General features: G+C 57.2%; 17 protein-coding genes and 2 pseudogenes. 12 read left to right on the top strand and 7 right to left on the bottom strand.

From position 1 onward, the window contains the following. The first annotated feature begins 16 nt into the window (after window positions 1-16). Both HDE75_RS17175 and HDE75_RS17180 read left to right on the top strand, forming a co-directional pair. The gene (locus HDE75_RS17175; RefSeq protein ID WP_183678440.1) at window positions 17-1,486 is read left to right on the top strand and encodes a S41 family peptidase; all 1,470 of its coding nucleotides are present in this window, start codon (window positions 17-19) and stop codon (window positions 1,484-1,486) included. A 676-nt stretch (window positions 1,487-2,162) separates the two neighbouring features. Beyond that, a complete protein-coding gene (locus HDE75_RS17180) occupies window positions 2,163-2,465 on the top strand; it encodes an HNH endonuclease (RefSeq protein ID WP_183678441.1) in 303 nt (100 codons plus the stop codon). A gap of 78 nt (window positions 2,466-2,543) precedes the next feature. Here the strand turns inward: HDE75_RS17180 and HDE75_RS17185 are convergent, their stop codons facing one another. After that, on the bottom strand, window positions 2,544-3,995 hold the full coding sequence (locus tag HDE75_RS17185; protein WP_183678443.1) for a serine hydrolase: 1,452 nt from the start codon (window positions 3,993-3,995) through the stop codon (window positions 2,544-2,546). A gap of 405 nt (window positions 3,996-4,400) precedes the next feature. On the opposite strand from HDE75_RS17185, the gene HDE75_RS17190 reads away from it, so the two are divergent. The 3 genes and pseudogenes from HDE75_RS17190 to HDE75_RS17200 all read left to right on the top strand — a co-directional run bounded on the left by HDE75_RS17190 (window position 4,401) and on the right by HDE75_RS17200 (window position 5,558). After that, window positions 4,401-4,760, top strand: a complete 360-nt coding sequence (locus HDE75_RS17190) for a phage tail protein (RefSeq protein ID WP_311735131.1) — start codon at window positions 4,401-4,403, stop codon at window positions 4,758-4,760. Next, window positions 4,757-5,230, top strand: a pseudogene (locus HDE75_RS17195) (phage virion morphogenesis protein). Before HDE75_RS17190 ends, HDE75_RS17195 begins: the two are co-directional and overlap by 4 nt. 166 nt (window positions 5,231-5,396) lie before the next feature. Then, window positions 5,397-5,558 (top strand): hypothetical protein, encoded by a 162-nt coding sequence (locus HDE75_RS17200; RefSeq protein WP_183678445.1) that lies wholly within the window; start codon window positions 5,397-5,399, stop codon window positions 5,556-5,558. A 77-nt stretch (window positions 5,559-5,635) separates the two neighbouring features. Here the strand turns inward: HDE75_RS17200 and HDE75_RS17205 are convergent, their stop codons facing one another. Then, window positions 5,636-6,463, bottom strand: coding sequence for an IS5 family transposase (locus tag HDE75_RS17205; protein WP_183678447.1), 828 nt, complete (start codon window positions 6,461-6,463; stop codon window positions 5,636-5,638). A gap of 148 nt (window positions 6,464-6,611) precedes the next feature. Between HDE75_RS17205 and HDE75_RS17210 the strand changes: the two genes are divergently transcribed. From HDE75_RS17210 to HDE75_RS17225, 5 genes and pseudogenes are all read left to right on the top strand, one after another. Then, window positions 6,612-7,064, top strand: coding sequence for a phage baseplate assembly protein V (locus HDE75_RS17210; protein WP_183678448.1), 453 nt, complete (start codon window positions 6,612-6,614; stop codon window positions 7,062-7,064). 73 nt (window positions 7,065-7,137) lie between these two features. Next, window positions 7,138-7,209: a hypothetical protein gene (locus HDE75_RS27040; RefSeq protein ID WP_409335664.1), complete on the top strand. Its 72-nt coding sequence runs from the start codon at window positions 7,138-7,140 to the stop codon at window positions 7,207-7,209. Beyond that, window positions 7,206-7,451 (top strand): annotated as a pseudogene (locus tag HDE75_RS17215) (GPW/gp25 family protein); the annotation flags it as partial. The gene HDE75_RS27040 and the pseudogene HDE75_RS17215, both read left to right, overlap by 4 nt. Before the next feature lie 59 nt (window positions 7,452-7,510). Next, window positions 7,511-8,092: a hypothetical protein gene (locus tag HDE75_RS17220; protein ID WP_183678452.1), complete on the top strand. Its 582-nt coding sequence runs from the start codon at window positions 7,511-7,513 to the stop codon at window positions 8,090-8,092. Window positions 8,093-8,129: 37 nt separating this feature from the next. Next, a complete protein-coding gene (locus HDE75_RS17225) occupies window positions 8,130-8,975 on the top strand; it encodes a DUF817 domain-containing protein (RefSeq protein ID WP_183678454.1) in 846 nt (281 codons plus the stop codon). A gap of 18 nt (window positions 8,976-8,993) precedes the next feature. Here HDE75_RS17225 and HDE75_RS17230 read toward each other — a convergent pair whose 3' ends face one another. After that, window positions 8,994-9,857, bottom strand: coding sequence for a LysR family transcriptional regulator (locus HDE75_RS17230; RefSeq protein WP_183678456.1), 864 nt, complete (start codon window positions 9,855-9,857; stop codon window positions 8,994-8,996). Window positions 9,858-9,950: 93 nt separating this feature from the next. On the opposite strand from HDE75_RS17230, the gene HDE75_RS17235 reads away from it, so the two are divergent. Continuing rightward, on the top strand, window positions 9,951-11,327 hold the full coding sequence (locus HDE75_RS17235; protein ID WP_183678458.1) for an MFS transporter: 1,377 nt from the start codon (window positions 9,951-9,953) through the stop codon (window positions 11,325-11,327). Between the two features lie 5 nt (window positions 11,328-11,332). Here HDE75_RS17235 and HDE75_RS17240 read toward each other — a convergent pair whose 3' ends face one another. Further along, window positions 11,333-12,082, bottom strand: coding sequence for a hypothetical protein (locus HDE75_RS17240; RefSeq protein WP_183678460.1), 750 nt, complete (start codon window positions 12,080-12,082; stop codon window positions 11,333-11,335). A 159-nt stretch (window positions 12,083-12,241) separates the two neighbouring features. Between HDE75_RS17240 and HDE75_RS17245 the strand changes: the two genes are divergently transcribed. Further along, the gene (locus tag HDE75_RS17245; protein WP_260174171.1) at window positions 12,242-12,919 is read left to right on the top strand and encodes a hypothetical protein; all 678 of its coding nucleotides are present in this window, start codon (window positions 12,242-12,244) and stop codon (window positions 12,917-12,919) included. A 20-nt stretch (window positions 12,920-12,939) separates the two neighbouring features. On the opposite strand, the gene HDE75_RS17250 is transcribed toward HDE75_RS17245, so the two are convergent. From HDE75_RS17250 to HDE75_RS17260, 3 genes are all read right to left on the bottom strand, one after another. Further along, the gene (locus HDE75_RS17250; protein ID WP_183678462.1) at window positions 12,940-14,112 is read right to left on the bottom strand and encodes a pepsin/retropepsin-like aspartic protease family protein; all 1,173 of its coding nucleotides are present in this window, start codon (window positions 14,110-14,112) and stop codon (window positions 12,940-12,942) included. 297 nt (window positions 14,113-14,409) lie between these two features. Continuing rightward, complete coding sequence (locus tag HDE75_RS17255; RefSeq protein WP_183678464.1) at window positions 14,410-15,546, bottom strand: SGNH/GDSL hydrolase family protein; 1,137 nt, start codon at window positions 15,544-15,546, stop codon at window positions 14,410-14,412. Window positions 15,547-15,632: 86 nt separating this feature from the next. Next, entirely contained in the window at window positions 15,633-18,200 is a 2,568-nt protein-coding gene (locus HDE75_RS17260) for a TonB-dependent receptor (RefSeq protein ID WP_183678466.1), read from the bottom strand. Window positions 18,201-18,252 lie beyond the last annotated feature (52 nt).

Consider the following 18,252-nt stretch of genomic DNA (forward strand, 5'->3'; position numbering starts at 1 on the left):
CAACGAAGGAGTGTTAATGAAGTCTTGCATCATCGGCCTGATCATGCTCGTGCCATTGGCTGGCATCGCTGCGGAAAAGAGTGAAGCGGTCGCTTTGCGCAATTATTTGCGTCAGACCTATCCATCACTGGCCTACGTAGAGCGATACCGCTCAGCCTATCCAGAAGAGATTCAAGGCTCCAATGCTCTGTGGGCGGAGGGGCCTCTTCCACCTGCCGCGACAGCGCAGGATTTGGTTTCCGCGCTGGTTGGTCTTGAGGATTATCACGTTTCTCTCAAAGGGACAGCTGTGGGCAGCAACCAGACCCTTGGGGCGCTGTTTCGTACCTCAAGCGATAAGCAGATGATTGTTTGGCGCGTATTCGATACACACGGCGCCGAGCTCAAGTCAGGGGACGCGGTATTGTCCATCGATGACGTGCCGACCGCTGCGTGGCTTGATCGCGTCCAGGCTGTCACCTTTGGCGGCAATCGCCGGTCGCGGGCCGCTCTTGCCGCATTTCAGCTGGGGATGAGCACGCGTGCTAATCATCAGATTCAGGGGCTTGGCGATGCCGTGTCGCTGCTTGTGCAGACCGATGCGCACCCTCCTCGCAAAGTCATACTCAAGTATCAGCCCATGTCCGAGCAGCGTGCTCTGGCAATGGCCAACGCCGTCGAACAACGCGATCTACCGCGCCATTTCTCTGCAGTAGGAACACGTATCGGGACGATGCGTTTAGGACTGTTCGCGCCTCAATATTCCGACACCTTCAATAAAGCAAACGACCAAGCGGAAAAGGTCCCCGGAACTACCGAAGACCAGGCGATGCTGGCAGGCTTCTGCGCTGTCGTGCGCAGCTATATTGCAGAATTTGACGCCGTCGCAGATCAGGCGGACGTGATGGTGGTGGATCTGCGCGGGAACATGGGAGGCTTTGGCAGGGAAGCCAGGCTGCTGGTCGAGGCGATGACATCTGTTTCAACGCCAACCTTCGACGTCTTCGCCTCTGGCAAATCCGGCGTGCTGAAACTGGTTGCACAGCCGACCGATGCGTCTTGCGGACGAGTCAAGAGCCGCAAGCCAATCATTGTCATGACGGATGCGGGCACACGCTCTGCCGGCGAGCATACGGCGGCGTGGATGTGGGCGGGCAACGCGCTGCTCGTTGGTGAGCGCACGATTGGTGCCGGAGGTGGTCTCGAAGCTGGATCGAAAGGGTTCGCGTTACCGAATTCAAACTTCAACGTTCGTGCCAGTGAAAGCTTCGCTTTCTTCGATCCACGTGGAGAGCTACAGGCAGGGGAAGCAAACGAGACGGCATTACTTGAAAAAGTATCCATTGACCGCTTTGCGCCAAGTCGTGCGCGCCCGTTTGCGACTCAAGCAGCCGGCATGCGCCCTGATTTGGAGAGCAAAAGCACGCTTGCTGACTTGCGCGATGGTGGCCGGGCCCAAATTGAAAGGGCGCTCCAGGCTCTTCGAGAGCGCGGATTGCTAAAGTAGCTCGATGTCTTGTTTGGCTTATTGGCTGACATGTCTACAAAACGCTGACGCTGAGGGAGCAAAAGCAGCGCGGGATTTTTCTGCGAGAGGCCAGCCAGACAGCGTGCTATTCCATGCAGGCGGCTAACCGTTAGGGGCCACGAGCCGTCATATCCGTGAAAGTGGGAGTCCATAGTTCATCACGCTCTGCAAGGGTTCCCGCTTGCGCGGGAACGACGGCTAGTGGCCGTTCGCGGCCCAAACTTAACCCGGAAAGATTTGTTCTTTAAACACCGTGAACTTGGTCTATCCAGCTACCGATTCTATGGGCCAAGGCTTCTCAATACTCACCCGTACCAGGCTTCTTCCCAGTTCATTAATCCATTCTTCTTCAAAGACGCAGCCGATGTGCCCTGGGTGGGGGCACGGACGCGGGGGTTTTGCGGGACTTCGGCAAGCACCGCTCGCCGCCGCAAAACCGGGTTGCGCTTGCAAGCGTCCCCCCTCCGATTCTTCTGGCCAGGTTTTAGGGCCCTGGCTGCCGCTCCTGAAAACACCATCTGATACCCAGTCAGTATCGAAATGGCAGAACCGCCCCGGCCTCTCTGACTAACGACTAAATCTACCAGTTAACCTCCATCCAACATCAGCCCCCAATGCTATAGTGCCGGAAATATACACACCGAAAGAAACTGCCATGAAAAACGACGCAACCACCCGCTCGCAAGCAAGCCAACCCCCCGCCAGGCTCAGCAAAGGGGACTTCGTCACCGCCCTGCGCAAGCTGCTGCAAGAAGAAGGAAAGGCCGGCAAGGCCAGCGTGGACGTACGCGCCGCGACCCTGCATACCGACGTCGGCGTTTATCCCGCGCGCGGCCACTCGATGCCCACCTGTTGCACGGTGATGTATGAAGAGATGCAGCCCGGTGACGAGATACTGCTGACGCCACCCGGCGGCAAAGGACCTTCGCTGCTGGTACGGTATAAATTCCCGCGCTGAGAATCGCAGTCTTAGCTACTGGTGGCGATGCAGAGCGCTAATCGGCGCCGTCCGCTTTCGCCCCAAAACGGAGATTGCTCAGGGATTTGTAGGCCGGAGCTTTTCCAGTTCTTCAGTCGCGTGGCGATTGCCTGGATCCAAAGCCAATACCTTGGCATAGCCGGCGCGGGCGCCTTCGCGGTCCCCCGATGCAAGCAGGGCTTCAGCCAGACTATCGTGGACGTTAGGGCTAAGGGGATAGGCTTCTGCATTCCAGCGAAAGACCTGGATAGCAGCTTCCCGCTGGTCCTTGCGTAATAGGCTATAGCCAAAAGCGTTGAGTGCAGATTCGCTTACATCGTACATTGTGGACTCGTGTGCACCTAAGCGGAGGTAGGCCGCACGCATTGCGTCCAGCCCCTCACGAAACAAGATCGGACCGAGGGCAGCCTGCAGGCTGCGTCGCGGCAGGGCCACCGGTTTGCCGTGCACAAGGTCGGCAATGTCTCTTGCCATCGCAACCACCGTCGCCCCTTGCCAGGTATTGTCAAGAACGACGATAGCCACATGATCGGATAAGGAGCGCACAAATATACTCTGGTAGCCAGGAATGCTTCCGGTATGCAACACAACGGGAAGTGGCGTATCTTTGCGTACGGCCCAGTCCTCGACCTCCCAGCCGTAACCATAGCCCTTGCCTCTATTGGCAAACATTTCGCGCTGGGAAGTCTGGCTGAGCAGACGGCCACCCGTCAGCGCCGAGTCAAAGCGCACCAGGTCGAGCGCCGTCGAATATAGGCCAGCCGCAGAATAAGATACGGATGGGTCTATATAGGAAGGCAATACGCGCGTGCCATCGTCGGCCTGGACGGTTCCCTGTGCGAGTTTCGGGATAATTGTGCGGCCATCGAATAGACCACTATCTTGCATGCCCGCCGGCGCAAAAATATATTGTTTCATATTCTCGGCATAGCTTTTCCCGGTGGCCGCTTCAACTATCATTCCAAGCAAGTAATAGCCGTTGTTGTTGTAGCGCCAGATCCCGGGTTCGCTTGCCAGTGCACCGGGAATCCATGCGCTTGCGAATTCTTTGGGCGTGTAATGACGGCGCGCGTCTCGGCTCCAGAATGTATCGGTGTAGCGAGATGGCACATCAGCCAGGCCGGACGTATGCGCCAGCAGTTGTCGCACCGTGATTTTCCCCGCGTCCGTACCTGCATACGCAGCCGGGAGGTAGCTGCCAACGGTTTCATCGAGCTTGATACGGCCAATTTCCACCAGCCGCATGACCAACGTCGCAGTAAGCGGCTTGCTGAGTGAGCCGATACGAAATACGCTATCGTCGGTGACCGCCACCTTCCAGGCTGGCTGTGCCATACCAAAAGCGGCCTGGTAGATGGTCTGACCATCGCGCGCGACCAGCACGACGCCGCTAAAGTCGCGCTGTTCAGCGTAAGCGTGAACGAGCTGGTCAAGCGTGGTTGCCTGGACATTCACAGCGGCACTCAAGGCGAATACGACCGCACATAGTAGACCTATCGGTTTCTGCATTGTTCCCCCTTATTTGGCAGCGTAGCACCCGCCGCTCATGATAAAGACTTAACAATACGCCGTGATTTTTCACCGCTAGACAGGCATGCGACGGACCGCTTGAAAAGAGGCACAGAACGCAAACTGGCCAGATATATGGACAGTGGGCCGCAAGCGACGGGGCCTTTATTTTTTGATCCTACGCGCCGATAGCCGGGACGCAAATCCACGTCCGGTACGGGAGCAGGGGGCGAGAATTCGGCGAGCACAGCTCGCCGCCACAAACCCAGGTTGCACATACAAGCGCAACCCTCTCCGATTCTTCTGACCATGTTTTAGGACGCAAGCTGCTTTTTCTACAAACACCATCTACTACTGATCAGATCGTGTCTAAATAACGGACCTGCCCCTGGCTCGCTAGCTCGTGTGCTGCCTCGTGTAACGACTGCGGCAACTCTTGGCGCCATTGCCGGCGACGCCGACGCCATCATGGTGGCCATGATCGCCTGGCTGAAAGTCCACCAGCTGGACCTGATGGCCAACGAAGAGCGGCGCAAGCATGGCATCAGCTTTGAAGTCGATTTCAATAACCATGAAACAGTCAATATCTCGATCAAGCTGGAACTGACCGAGCGCGTGGCCGTCAAGCGCAGCGAGGCCGGCCGCCTCGATATCCAGCACCTGGCCGAGATGCAGGACACGCCAGCCTATGCGGACGAATTCTGGACACTCTACGCAGGCGACAACCTGCTGGCCGAATGGAGCACGCCCAAGGCGACAGCATGAGCGACGACCTCCACGCCCTGGAAGCCTGGGCCGGTGCTCTGCTAGCCAAGCTGCAGCCAGCCCAGCGCCGCGCCATCAATCACAAAGTAGCCATCGACCTGCGCCGCAGTCAGGCGCAGCGCATCAAGGCGCAGCAGGGGCCGGACGGCGCGGCTTATCCGGCGCGCAAGGAGCTTAAAAGTAAAAATGGACGGATCAAGCGGCAGAAAGCGGCAATGTTTGCCAAAATCCGTACCGCCAAGCACATGAAAGTGAAGGCGACCGGCGGCCAGATCGAAGTTGGCCTCTTTGGCTGAGTGGCGCGCGTGGCGCATGTGCATCAGTTTAGCCGGCAAGACCGATTGTCGAAAAAAGGGCTACTGTACAAGTACCCGGAGCGGCCGCTGCTGGGCTTGAGCGAACCGGATCGAACGTTGATACGCGAGTCCCTGCTACATCACATGAAGAGAAAGCAAGAAGTATCAATGTAAACTTTAACTGACATTAGTTATCAAATGAGTTAGAGTCATCTACGATTTTTCACTATCGAACAGAGTTATATTCAATCAATATTCTTCTGATGTAATTCAGATTTTTTGAAAATTTGGACTTGCAGAAGGGTTCTTTTTTCGATACAAAATTTCCAGAGGAAGGAAAATGAATAAAAAGAAAAGTCAGAAAGAATTATACAAAGATATTTTCACAAAAAATCTAGGGCAACGTCTTGATGAAATGTCTAATTCTGAAAGAAAAGCGTATTGGGGTTTTGTTATAAGTGGAATTATTATAATGATTCTTATTGCTGTTTTCTTAGGATGAGAATGACTTTTCATATTTGCAGTATCTCGTGTTTTTTTGAATAATATATTGGACTATCTAAGAGACGGTTTAATAACTTAGCGGAAATTTAGTCGATGCAGCAGTAACGATCCCATGGCCAGGTAAATCATGTTTTCCGACACATCAATGCGCTGCTCATAGTCGCGCACCAAGCGCCGATAACGCATCAGCCATGCAAAGGTTCGCTCGACCACCCAGCGTCTTGGCTGAACAGCGAAACCTTGCTGCCCCTGCAGACGCCGCACTACTTCCACTGTAAAGTCGAGAAAAGCGGCCTTGTCCATCAACTGTCTGCGGTCGTATGCCGCATCCCCAAACAGATGCTTTACCCAAGGCCAGCGTTTGATCAAGCCGTCGAGCACCATCTGGGCACCAGTGGCGTCGGCGATATCGGCTGGCGTCAGGTTCACCGCCAGCAAGCGACCATCCGTATCGACCGCAATATGGCGTTTACGACCGCTGAGTTTCTTGTTGGCGTCATAACCTCGCGTTCGCGCGCCTGGCGCTTTCACGCTCTGGCTATCGACAATGCCAGCACTTGGAAGCACCTCCCGTTCATTGCATAAGCGATCAAGCATCAGCGCCAAGTCATGGATGGTACGAAACAGCATGTGCCGCATCAGTCGTCGGAACCAGTAATAGACGGTCTGATAAGGAGGGAAATCATTGGGCAACATGCGCCACTCGCACCCGGAGCGCACCATGTAACGCAGCGCGTTGATCACTGCACGCAAATCCGTCTTGCGAGGTCTTCCCGTCTTCGCTTGCCTTGGTAACAGCGGCGCGATCAGGCGCCACTCGTCATCTTTTACATCCGTGGGGTAGCCACGTTTGAGCGCGGTTCTTACCTGCTGGTGCCGGCTTCGATTCTCTTGCGTCCACATCGTCAATCGCTCCAAAACATCAAAAATGATTGGACCCGAAAGTTGCTATGAAGTTTTTAAACCGTCACTAAGTGTGCCATAGTCGCTAATCGGCTTATCAACCCGCCCCCGCGTGCATCCGTACGCGGTCTTCGGCAACATGCCATGCATGAACGCCGACCTGTCCGACATCCTCCGCTTGCTGCAAAACCTGATCCGCCTGGGCACCATTGCCGAAGTCGATGGCGCAAAGGTGCGCGTCCAGTTTGGGCCGAATCTCACCACTGAATGGCTGAAATGGATCACACCTTGTGCCGGTAGCACGCGCACTTGGTCAGTGCCCACCGTGGGCGAACAGGTGATAGCGCTGTCCCCTGGAGGCGATCTGACGCGCGGTACCATCGTGCCGGCGCTGTACTTCAAGGAATTTGACGCGCCCGAAACCAGCAACACCATCCACACCACCCATTACCCGAATGGCGCCATGGTGCAATACGACCATGCGTCCCACGAACTGACTGCCACCCTGCCCGGCGGCACGGCCACCATCACGGTCGACAAGGTCACATCGAACGCGCCCAGCACCATCTGCACAGGCGATCTGACCGTCATGAAAACCTGATCGTCATGCAAGGCGCTACCGTCAAGGACAGCGTCAAGGCTAGCGGCGACGTGCTGGCTGGCTGGCTGGCGATATCAGCCTGGCCAAACACACGCACGGCGGCGTCAAGGCCGGTGGCGACAAGTCGGGCGGGCCGCAATCATGATGGGCATGAACGCCAGCACCGGGCGCAGCCTGACGGGCCTGGCCCACTTGCGCCAGTCGATAGCCGACATTCTCACGACATCTATCGGCTCGCGCATCCGGCGCCGCCGCTACGGTTCGGAAGTGCCCGAACTGATCGACCAGCCCTTGAACGAGGCCACGCAACTGCGCATCTACGCCGCCACCGCCTTTGCGCTGCGCCGCTGGGAACCGCGCCTGTCGCTGTCCAAAGTGCAGCTCAACCTGCCCCGTCCCCCAGCTTCACCATTACAATGATCATTAATTAACAACACCTTCCTAAAATGCGCTTATCTATCCTGGCCTTCACCCTAGCCGCCCTAACCGCCTGCTCCCAAGACCCCGAACCAGCCCCTGCAGCCCCTACCGAAGTACCTGCAGCACCCGCACCCACGCCTGCCCAGGCACCGCCACCAGCCGCAATCAAAAGCCCAACAGAATTCAAAGCCCAGCCACTTTCACCGGCCGAGGAAAAACGCCTCATCAAGGCTGCGCAGAACCAGAAAACAGATGACGGCGCAACCGTTCTGCAAGTACTACAGCACGCAGAAAAAATGCGCCCCAAGCAATTCAAGCTGGCGGGCTTTGATATTTTTTACAAATATGATGGCAAACCGTCGAGCGTCGGTATTTGCTACTGGATCGGCTCGCATCGCCTTGATGACGATAAATACTGTGATATTGGCTATACAATATCCGCCGACCATCAGACTTTGAAACCCGACGTCGGCTCGATCACACCTGAGGAAGAACAAGAGTTAACGGTTTCCAAACTCAATCGTGGCCGTGATAGATTCCTAAAAGATGTCAACGAGCGCTATGAAAATGAATGCCTAGACTACGACACCAAGAAAAAAATTTGCTAACTGTGATTGAGTAGCCCCCTGCCGCTAAAGTCCCCCCATGCTTACCGCCCTCGACACCCACCTCTTAAACACCACACCCCGCAACCGCCTGCGCGGCTTGCCGCGCTTCCTGACCGAATTCCTCTATTTCGGCATCAAGGAAGCCAGGGCCTGCCTGTTCGTGGGGCTGTTTTTCTCTGCCGTGTTCCTGGTGCCGCGCGCGGGGCTTTTTGGCTTGCCGCGCTATGACGTGCTGTTGCTGGTGGCGCTGGTCATCCAGGCGGCGATGGTGTGGAGCGGGCTGGAAACGTGGGATGAGTTGAAAGCCATCAGCCTGTTTCATGCGGTCGGTTTTGCGCTGGAGGTGTTCAAGGTGTCGGGGACGATACAGTCGTGGAGCTATCCCGATTTTGCCTACAGCAAGGTGTTTGGGGTGCCCCTGTTTTCGGGCTTTATGTATGCGGCCGTCGGCAGTTACATCATCCAGACCTGGCGCTTGCTCGATATGCGGATTCGCCACCATCCACCGTACTGGATGGGGGTGCTGATCGCCGTGCTGATCTACGCCAACTTTTTTACCCATCACTACATCGGCGACTATCGCTGGTATCTGGCCGCCTGCGCGCTGGGCCTGTATGCGCGCACCACCGTGGTGTTCCGCCCGCTGGACCGCGACCGCAGCATGCCTTTGCTGCTGGGTTTCGTGCTGGTCGGCTTCTTTATCTGGCTGGCAGAAAACATCAGCACCTTCTTCGGCGTATGGCGCTATCCGAACCAGCTAGGGGCCTGGTCGGTGGTGCATGTCAACAAATGGAGTTCATGGTCGCTGCTGGTGGTGATGACGTTCACCATCGTGGCCCATCTCAAGCATATCAAGGCCAGCATCCACGTCGCTGAATCTTAGGAGTGGCCATCAGGCGCGCTACTGCCCGCCAAACTCACCCGCCACCACCTCCACCACAAACTCGATCACCGCCCTCAGCAACGGTGCATGCCGCAAATCGACATGCACCACCAGCCAGATATCCCTGAAGAACGCCTCGCCATCAAACGGCAAGCGTTGCAGCTCAGGGTCGCTGTCCCCGATAAACGTTGGCAAGTTCGCCACGCCTATCCCTGTGCGAACGGCGGCGTGCTGGGTGGTGATGTCGCTGACCTCGCAGATTATCCGGCGTTTTCCTATCGCCGCCAGCAGCCATTTCTGATTGGGCATGTCGGCGAATTGTGCATCGAAACCGATGAATTCCCAGCTCGCTGGCTCGTCCAGATACGGGTAGTTCCGGTTGGCATACAGGGCGAATGGCATGGTGCCCAGTTTGCGCACCACATTACCCGGTTCGGTAGGGCGAAACAGGCGCACGGCGATATCTGCCTCGCGCCGGCCTAGCGAGACGCTTTGCGCCTGGCTGGCGAGCGATAGCTGTATTCCCGGATGCAGTCGCCTGAATGCAGGCAGATGTTTTGCAAAGAAATTGTTGGCCAGCACGGGTGGCACGCTGAGCGTCACCTTGCCCACAATGGGAGCCTGTTCTGCACGCGCCACCCGCTCTACGGCAAAGGCGGCCGCGTCCATCTCCTTGGCGATGGCGAAGATTCTTTGCCCCAGCGCTGTCAATTGGCATGAACGTGGCAATCGATCGACCAGGCGCACCTGAAGCTCCGCCTCAAGCGCACTCAGGCGGCGGCTGATGGTAGCGTGATCGACCTTCAGCACGCGCGCGGCAGCAGACAGGCTGCCGGCCTGTGCAACGGCGAGAAAGCAGCGCAGGTTTTCCCAGTCAAACATCTGTGCGTTTTCTCCAGTTTGTTATGCAAATATAGGGAATATTCGCACAGATCAAACATTCTTACACTGTGACCTACTTATAGAGAGGTCACCATGCTCAAGTCATCCCTACATCTCCGCTTTATCCAGATCGCCACCTGCCTTGGTTTCGTACTTGTCTTGATCGACGTCAGTGTCGTCAATGTCGCGCTGGAGGCCCTGCGTAACGCCTTCCATTCCGATCTGACCGGCCTGCAATGGGTCGTCAATGCTTATGCGCTAGTCTTCGCGGCATTATTATTGATGGCCGGCGCGCTGGGCGATCGCCTGGGCGCGAAGCGCGTCTTCATGGCAGGTTTTGCGATCTTCACGCTGGCATCGGTGGGCTGCGGCGCCGCATCGAGCCTGCCCTCGCTGATTGCCTGGCGCCTGGCTCAAGGACTTGGCGCGGCGCTGCTGGTGCCCAACTCCCTGTCGCTCTTAAGGCAGGCGTTCCACGATGACCAGCAGCGTAGCCGGGCGATAGGCTGGTGGGGCGCCGGCGGCGGCATCGCCCTTGCCGCCGGACCGGTCATCGGCGGCCTGTTGATCAGCGCGCTGGGCTGGCGCAGCATATTTTTGATCAACCTGCCGGTCGGCCTGATCGGCTTGTGGATGACCTATCGCTATGCGCCAGCATCGCCCACCCAAGCCGGCCGCAGCCTGGATATGCCCGGCCAAATGACGGGAGCAGTCACCCTGGCAACGTTCACGTTTGCCCTGACGCAAGCGAGCAGCCTCGGCTGGCAAAGCCCGATTATTGTGGGGGCACTGCTGCTATCGATCCTGCTTGGCAGCCTGTTTATCTGGCTGGAGGCACACCATCCCTCGCCGATGCTGCCACTGGCATTATTCCGTGATGCGGCAGTCAGCAGCGCAACCGTGATCGGACTGATCGTCAACCTGGTGTTTTACGGCATGGTATTTAGCTTCAGCCTGTTCTTTCAATCGGTGCAGCATAGGACACCGCAGCAGACCGGCCTGGCTTTTCTACCGATGATGGCCATCCTGATGGTGATGAACATTATTGCTGGCAGGCTGGTCAGCCGTATCGGGACACGCCAGCTGGCCGTTACCGGCCTGCTGATCTCTGCCATCGGTTACCTGCTGATGCTGCCGGCGCTGGCGATGCAGTCTTACTTGCCACTGGTCTTGCCCATGCTGCTGGCCGGCAGCGGCATTGCGCTGACGATACCGACCATCACCAATGCAACCCTAGCGGCTGTTCCCAATACGCAGGCCGGTATTGCTTCGGGCCTGTTGAACGCGGCGCGCCAGCTTGGTGGCGTGATCGGCGTGGCCATCTTCGGATTTTTTGTCAGGCAGGGGGAAACAACGCTATTCATGCATGGCATGCATCTGGCGCTATACACTGCCGTGGCATTGCTACTAACCGGTGCAGCCGTGGGATTGGGGGGATTCAAGCGGCGCCAGCAAATTCCATCGCTGTAAGCCCATCAAAACTTTATCGGACACTTCGACATGCTAGCCTGGCCAAACCCGGCCCACCCCGCCTTGGCGGAACCGTTCTCGGCAATACTGGCCTTGTCAGCAAAAAACACGCAATACTCGCCCATTGCCGTTGTCACACGATAGATGCGCTTGGGGTCGTTGGGGGCACTGAACAACTCGATGCGGGCGGCCTCGTTCCACTTGGGGCCCACTGCCGCATGCGCCTCTGCAAATCCTCTGGCCAGGCGCGAACTGGCGGTGTCTGGTGGCGCAGTAAATTCTTGTTTATGTTCCGCACGCAACTGGCGGTCTATCGCGCCAACTGCTTTGAGCGCCCGCTGTAGCATGTCGGCAGGCGGTGTACTGGCTGCCGCTGGCTGCGCACGCTCGTCAAGGCCATCCGCTATCGATGCTGGCGCCGTCTGTGCGGAAGGCGTTACAAGCGGGCTGGCTGGCTGAGGTGTGGCGATGGAAGGCGCTGGCGTATACTGAGGAACAGGCCTGGGCTCCGGGAGCGGATCAAGCTTAGGCTCAACAACGATCTTCCTGGGAATAAATACGGGCGATGTTGGCTGCAGTAATTGTAGCCACACCCGATTGTCAGGCACTGCGGGTATCTGTGACGGCCGGGTGAATATCCAAAGCAGCCCCAGATGCAGCACTACAACGACTGCGATACGGAACACGGCCTGACGCGGCCAGCCTTCTCCTCTATCGCCAAATACGACCGGGCTTACCGTGGAGAACAGCTTCATTAATGGTCCGGGTTTGACTGAAGATGATGCTGGATAGTATGGCATTTTCATTGAGGAAATACTATCCAATTATCACCTTCAAATTGGGAGGAGACGGTGCCATACCTGCTATCAAGCAGGCTGAACTTCAACTGACGCCCCTTATCAATTGCGCTATAGTTGCATCCCATAAGACCATCGTCCAGAAACAGCCTGTCGTCTTGTGGCTACACGCACTCTGGCCTCGCGGAATTTTTTATTCATGCACGTACTTATGGTGCTTACCTCCTCACCCGAAGGGAACTTATGAAGTTTGCAGTCCAAGCCGTACTGGGTTTATCGCTGGCCTTCACCGCCCCCGCATTTGCCGCCAACACGGCGCCCGCAGCACCGCTTGTGGCATCCAACCCCGCCCACGTTCAAGCCGTGCAGAATCTGCTGGCCGCGATGCAGATTGAAAAGGTATTAAAAGGCGTGGCCGCCCGCAGCCGCTACCCGACTGAAGCACAGAAGCAGGCCGTATTCGCCAAGCTCGACAAAATTCCGCCGGCAGAGGTTTATCAGCGTCTGGCGCCAACGTTGACGAGTACCATTTCCGTGGACACCGCAACCGAGATGACCCGTTTCTATAACACCGCTTACGGCAAGCAAGTCATCTACAAGAAGTACAACTCCGGCGCGCAGATCATGATGCCGGGCATGACGGTGGCCCTTGCACCGGAAGAAAAGAAGGAGCGCAAGCGCGCCGCCTATGTCAAGGCAAGCAAGGAACTGGCCGATGCAGAACCGGCAATCGAGCACGAAGCGTTCAAGCTGTTGCAAGTGATTAATAAGGAAAATAATAAGGAAAAGCGCTAAGAACAAATGTTGGAACTCAGTTAGTCCATACAGAATTGGCTATGCCTGAAATCAAACGTCAGGCTATGGCCAGCAAAAAACTTGATGCCCAGCGTGGCGTCGAAGGTCTGATTCGGGACGGGCGTACGCACAACGGCGTGAGTCGAGGTGGTTGTGCCGAGCGTGACATGCGCTGCAAACTCTTCCAGCGGCGTCGTCAGGCCGGCAGTATCCACTCCAAGCACACGCAAGGGCTTGCCCTTTTTCCATGGCATCAAGTCTTTACCGTGTAACAACACATCCATATTGGCTCCCGTATCTATCCTGGCCTTGAACGGTATATCGTCGATCAGGATATCGGTTGCCAGTCCGGCAGGTATGCGATTCTTATCCAGCGCCAGTTCCATGGGGGCACAGTAGCCACGCTCAACCGTGGCAGGATTGAACTGGATCACGCCAGATCGTAAATCCACATTCACAGCATCGAACCTGAGCAAAAAATCATAACCAAACAAGCCCAGTGATTGAATACCTTGTTTAAATACGCTTTCTTTTGTGATCACCATCTGGTTTTTGAGCACGGCATTTCCGATAGCGACCTCTTTGGCGATCAACAGCGCGCTGCTGGGCGCTACTCCCAATGCGCCTGCATTATTCGCTGGAATATCGACTGCATCCAATGTGGTGACGGCTGCAGCGTCCGTCGGCAAGATCAGCGGTGCACCGCTATCAAAGATCACATCGGTGGCGACGCCATTTACCGCAATCTGGATAACAAGGCGCGACTCAACCTCCAGGTCAGTTGGCTCATTTCTGGTTCTGGAAGATTGATTTTTTATCTGAATCTGATATCGCCCATGAAAATGCGCTGGCGTCATCGGCGCCAGTGATTCCAGCTTGCTGACTGCATCAAAATCCTGATGAATGCCTTTTTCTTTCGCGTATTGCTGCATGCCTTCGACCTTGACCCTGCGCGCATACAATCCGACATCGCCGATAGCCATCGCTGGCGCCGCCCAGATCAAATGGCATTCGTAGGAGGCACATGGCGCTGTTTCGCCAGACAGCTTCGCCCATTGAAATCTCTTTAGCTCCGAGAGCAATTGATCTTCTTCTGATGTGGCAGATGCCAAACCTGGCAGCATCAATAAAAAGGGAAATAGCAATATCAAGGACTTCAACTTGAGCATTTTAAAATTATTTTTATCAATCAATATTGGCTTTAGACGATATGCGACACAAACCAACTTGGCTTGCTTTTCGATATCGTCATTAATTGAATTATTGCAAACGAAAAGCTGCTATTGCAATGATTAATTCATTACAAATTGGAGATACTTAAGATAAAAAGTCGGGGACGGGTAATACACACGCGGAGGAAAAATGATTGAATGGCGGCTGTAGCGCCTGGTCTGGCTGGAGTTGAGTTTACTGCAGTAGAGTCATGGGAAAGGCGCAAGGAGGAAGGCTGAAAGAGGCATCACTGCGCGAGCAACCCTCCTATTGTCAAATCAACGCAACACCAGCCCCGCATACCGCTCACCCATACGCCGGTGCGTAGCCGCATCCGGGTGCAAGTTATCCGGCAGCGGCAATTCTTGCGCATCCGCCTCGCCATACAGTTCACGGCCATCGAGGTAAAACAGATGCGCATCGTCCACCGCGCGTAGCTTGACGATTTTTTCCAGTTCGGTCCGGATCACATTGAGGGTCAGTTTGCCTGCTGCCCGTTCGGCCGGGTTGCCGGCCGCGTAGAAACTCAGCTTGCCGCTGCTGAGCGCAGCCATGTCGGGCAGGCTGGGGCCGGGAGTGTCTTCGTGGATGGGGCACAGTATCGGCGAGATGATGTGCAGCGGCGTGCTTGGATGACCCTCGCGGATGGTGTCGATGAAGCCATGCACGGCCGGGCCGAAGGCGCGCAAGCGCATCACGTCCAGGTTGACCAGGTTGATGCCGAGCTTGATGCTGATCAGGTCAGCCCTGGTATCGCGGATCACGCGGGCGACAAAAGGGTCGAGCAGCGCGCTGCCGCCGAAGCCCAGGTTGATCAAATCCACTTTACCTTGTGCTGCCGCCATCGCGGGCCAGGTGGTGCTGGGGCTGGCAGCGTCCGTGCCATGGCTGATCGAGCTGCCGTGGTGCAGCCAGACCTTGCGGCCGTCGTCCGCGATCGCTTCTATCGGTGCATCGGTACGCAGCGCGAGAATTTCGGTCGCCTCGTTATACGGCAGCCAGATCTCGATGCGTTTTTCATAGTTAGGCAAGCCGTCGAAGCGCACCGTGCCAGCCGGGCCGGTGTCCATCTTCATGGAGCCGGCCGCCATGTCGATGGTCATCAGCTTGCCGCCGCTGACACTCTGCTGCGCCACCAGCTGGCCATCGACGATCAAGTCATACAGGCCATCCGGACGCGCAGGCGCGCCCACATACACGCGGCGCGTACAGACGGCATCGAGTTCGATCACGGTCGCTTCGCTGCGAAAGACGAAGCGCACGCCGGCTGGCTGGGCTTCCACCATCGCCAGTTGCGGGTCGCTGCACTGCTGGCGCACCCATACGGGCAAACGATGCGGCAGCACGCCCTGTGCGGTCGCTTCCAGCTCGATGGCGCCGCGTAAGATATCGGTGGTGATGGGATGGTTTTGCATGCTGCCTGCCTGTGAAAAGTCAAATAAAAAAATGCCTGCGATTGCGCACGCATTATAACTTTCCATCGGCAGGCCAGTTGGCAGCCTCAATAATCAAGCGAATACGTCAGGCCGATGCTGCGCCCACGGCCACGATAGTCCAGCGCCTGGGCGGCGATCAGGCTGCCATACAGGATTTTTGAACGCTGGCCCCAGGTCGTCGTGTAGTCGCGGTTCAGCAGGTTTTGCAGACCAAAACTCAATGTCCCTTTCGGCAGCTGGTAGGCTCCCAGCAAGTCGAACAGGGCATAACCGGTCAGGCGCTTGCTGCTGGCGTCAGCCACCGCGAATACCTGCGTGCCCTGCAAGCGCAGCGCCAGCGATGACTGCTTCCAGCCTACATAGGAAGTCAGTTTCGATGGGCTCGACACCGTCACGTCGCGCTTGTTCCAGTCGCCATTGCTTTGCTGCTGCGTAATGATGGCCAGCCAGTTGGCGCCCGCATCCCAGTGTTCATTGACGCTGAAATTGAGCTGGCCTTCCAGGCCGATATTGCGCACCTTCTGATTGACCACGCTGATGTCGAACGTGCTGCGGTTGACTTCAATCGCCTTGTCCGACTGCGAATAAAACAGCGCCACCTGGGCCGACAAAGGCCCGCCGCGATGGCGCCAGCCCGCTTCCAGCTGGCGCGTCTTGATGCCGCTCATCGGCGAACCGCTGACGTTGATGGAGTTGAGCAGATTCCAGCTGCCGGCCGCACCGCCCACCAGCGCGTAATTGCCCTGGCCGTAGTATTTGGCCGGGTCGGCCAGTTCAAAGCCTTCCGAATAATTGGTCCACAACTGCTGTTGCGGCGACAGCTTGTACAGCAGGCCCGCGTTGAGCAAAGTAACGTCGTAGTGGTTCTTGCCGCCGGGGATGGCTTGCGCCGAACGGCCGATACCGACAGCGATCAAACGCTGCTGCGCCGCCTGCACGAAGTCGTCGACTTCAATATTGGCGCGCTGGTGGCGCAGACCAGCCGACAGCGACAAGACGTCGCTGATGCGCCAGTCAAGCTGTCCATACAGCGCATAGATATCCGTCTTGAAGCCAGGGTAGCGGCCCAGCTCTGCAATCTGGTTGAACACCAGGCCACCGCTTTGCAGCGCTTGCGCCGTGTTGAACAAGACTTGATTGCCTTCGAATTTCTCGTGGTCGTAATCGAGACCATACGTCAGTTTTACCGCATCGAACTGCTTGGCGAAGACGGCTTTCAAACCCGAAGTATCCGTATTCTGGCGCGAGGCGGCATAATTCAGCGAGCGGCCAGGCACGCCACCGGCCACAAAATTGTCGATGCCGGGGAACGGGTAAAAGTCCAGCTTTTCACTGCGCGTATAGGCTTGCAGATAAAAGTCCTGGCCGCCCGGCACATTGGCCGCATGGTAGTCCACCGACAGCATATGACGCTTGGTGCGCGGTTTGACGCTAGACGAAAAACCATCGCGGATATCGAGCAGCGCCGGATTGACGGGCGCCGCCGTCAGCTGGATCGCGCCGCCCAGATTCAGTCCCAGGTAGAGCGCCTTGCCCGGCTGGAAACCCGAGTCGTACACCTGCGCCAGCAGCTTCAAATCCTGGCCGGGGGCCAGCTTGATATCGAGGTTGGCCAGCAAGTCGATCGACTGGTTGTATTGCAAATCGGTCTGAGTGATGTCCGGGATTACGGCCTTGCCATTGCCATCGTAGCTGGCGCCCGTCTTGCCATACACGAAACCGAGGCGGCCAAATACGCTGTCATTGCCGCCTGCGACCGATTGCGCCACATGCCAGTCCAGGTCATCGCCATTGCGCAAGCCACTGCGCCCACCTACTTCGCTGGTAAAGGCCAGCGCGCCCGATGCAGCGCGCTTGGTGACGATGTTGATCACGCCGCCGGTAGCATTGCCGCCATACAGGGCGCTGGCGCCAGACAGCACTTCGATGCGTTCGATATTGAAGGGATCGATGGAGTCGAACTGGCGGCTCAGTGCGCGCGAGCCATTGAGCGACACGCCATCGATCATCACCAGCGCGCTGCGGCCGCGCAGGTTCTGGCCAAACGCCGTGCGGCCTTGCGGGCCGATATCGAGGCCTGGCACCAGGTTGCCCAGCATTTCCTTCAGCGGTACGCCGGCGCGCGCCTGGGCGGCGATACTGTCGCTGCCGATGATCCAGGCCGTGCTGGGAATTTCCGTGATCTGGGTCGGCGTGCGCGCCCCCACTACCAGCACTTCGCTCAGCACGGGCGCGGCCACCACATGCGTCTGCGTTACAGATGTAGCAGATGCAGCAGCGGCGCGCTGGATCAGGAAACTGCCACTGCCCTGCACCGCGGCGGCCAGGCCACTGCCTTGCAATATCGTCTCGAAACCCGATTGCAAGCTATGGCTGCCATTCAAGCCTGCCGATACCTGGCCCTGGACCAGCGCCGGATCGAAGGCGACGATGACGTCGGCCTGCTGCGCGAATTTATTCAGTACGCTGCTCAAAGGACCGGCAGCGATGTTGTATTGCCTGTGTGCCGCTGCGGCAGCGACTGGCGCTTGCGCGTGGGCTGCCGGCGCCATGAAGAGCGTGGCGCCGGCGGCGCACAGCAGTGTGAGTCTGGCCGCCAGGCGCAGCGGGTGGAGGGTGTTTTTCGAGGTCATGTCGGTTCCTGTCGTTTCCTGTGGATGAGTGCATGCAATTGGCTCGCTACAG

The organism is Janthinobacterium silvisoli, from assembly GCF_014200725.1.
Classification (GTDB): Bacteria; Pseudomonadota; Gammaproteobacteria; order Burkholderiales; family Burkholderiaceae_D; genus Janthinobacterium.

What these genes read in the sequence shown, in the direction of transcription:
- HDE75_RS17175 (WP_183678440.1), top strand. Translation starts at nt 17, where the DNA reads ATGAAGTCTTGCATCATCGGCCTGATCATGCTCGTGCCATTGGCTGGC.
- HDE75_RS17180 (WP_183678441.1), top strand. Translation starts at nt 2,163, where the DNA reads ATGAAAAACGACGCAACCACCCGCTCGCAAGCAAGCCAACCCCCCGCC.
- HDE75_RS17185 (WP_183678443.1), bottom strand. Translation starts at nt 3,995, where the DNA reads ATGCAGAAACCGATAGGTCTACTATGTGCGGTCGTATTCGCCTTGAGT.
- HDE75_RS17200 (WP_183678445.1), top strand. Translation starts at nt 5,397, where the DNA reads ATGAATAAAAAGAAAAGTCAGAAAGAATTATACAAAGATATTTTCACA.
- HDE75_RS17205 (WP_183678447.1), bottom strand. Translation starts at nt 6,463, where the DNA reads ATGTGGACGCAAGAGAATCGAAGCCGGCACCAGCAGGTAAGAACCGCG.
- HDE75_RS17210 (WP_183678448.1), top strand. Translation starts at nt 6,612, where the DNA reads ATGAACGCCGACCTGTCCGACATCCTCCGCTTGCTGCAAAACCTGATC.
- HDE75_RS17220 (WP_183678452.1), top strand. Translation starts at nt 7,511, where the DNA reads ATGCGCTTATCTATCCTGGCCTTCACCCTAGCCGCCCTAACCGCCTGC.
- HDE75_RS17225 (WP_183678454.1), top strand. Translation starts at nt 8,130, where the DNA reads ATGCTTACCGCCCTCGACACCCACCTCTTAAACACCACACCCCGCAAC.
- HDE75_RS17230 (WP_183678456.1), bottom strand. Translation starts at nt 9,857, where the DNA reads ATGTTTGACTGGGAAAACCTGCGCTGCTTTCTCGCCGTTGCACAGGCC.
- HDE75_RS17235 (WP_183678458.1), top strand. Translation starts at nt 9,951, where the DNA reads ATGCTCAAGTCATCCCTACATCTCCGCTTTATCCAGATCGCCACCTGC.
- HDE75_RS17240 (WP_183678460.1), bottom strand. Translation starts at nt 12,082, where the DNA reads ATGAAGCTGTTCTCCACGGTAAGCCCGGTCGTATTTGGCGATAGAGGA.
- HDE75_RS17255 (WP_183678464.1), bottom strand. Translation starts at nt 15,546, where the DNA reads ATGCAAAACCATCCCATCACCACCGATATCTTACGCGGCGCCATCGAG.
- HDE75_RS17260 (WP_183678466.1), bottom strand. Translation starts at nt 18,200, where the DNA reads ATGACCTCGAAAAACACCCTCCACCCGCTGCGCCTGGCGGCCAGACTC.